1 protein-coding gene is annotated in these 703 nt (G+C 43.5%); it reads right to left on the bottom strand.

The annotated features are described in order from the left end of the window. Positions 1 to 244: 244 nt before the first annotated feature. A partial coding sequence (locus R2K26_RS15410; RefSeq protein ID WP_316523445.1) for an integrase core domain-containing protein occupies positions 245 to 703 on the bottom strand: 459 nt, incomplete at its 5' end.

The raw sequence follows: 703 nt of genomic DNA, 5'->3' as shown, positions 1-703 counted from the left end.
TGTAGTAGTCAAGAAAAGTAGACACGAAAAATATTTATTTTTGATTTGCTTTTTCAAAAGTAGACATGAGGAATATTTTTGCAGAAGTTGTTTTTTCAAAAGTGGACACGGACAATAATTTTTGCCGAAATCCTTTTTCAAAAGTGGACACGATGATTCGAAGCCTTGTAATGTCCCTGTTTGCAAGGGATAGCAGTTTTGGATAGAGTAGAGAGACAAAATCAAAAGTAGACACGGCACAGAGTTATTTTTCTGTATCTTTCCGCTTTTGCACGAATTTGGGTTCTTCGGTCAGGATGCGCTTTGAAAAGGTATCTTTCTTTTCAAGCTCACCTCGATAGAAACGCTTGCAGTAGTTGTCCGGTGTGTCATAGCCGATTGCAAAGCAGGGACGCTGCCGGTTATAAAAGGCAACATAGCGGCATAGGACATCTTTCACGGCATCTCTCGTACGGCATTCTTCTAATCGAAAATCGATGAATAGTTCTTCTTTTATCCAACCGTTTAGAGCCTCATTGACGGGATTGTCCGTTGGTTTACCTGCCCGCGACATGGAGCGGACAACGTTGCAGTCCTGAATCAGTTCGTTGTACGCTTTTGAGGAATACACAGAGCCTTGGTCGGTATGGATAATGGTTGGTTCTTTCTTCCCACGCAGCAGCTCAACGACATCCGCAAGACCGTCCAGATACTGCTCCCGCCC

The sequence above is a fragment of the Neglectibacter sp. CSJ-5 genome (assembly GCF_032490475.1).
Taxonomy (GTDB): Bacteria; Bacillota; Clostridia; order Oscillospirales; family Acutalibacteraceae; genus Hominenteromicrobium; species Hominenteromicrobium mulieris.
The sequence above is the reverse complement of the archived record's forward strand: the minus strand, read 5'-3'. Positions and strand labels throughout refer to the sequence as shown.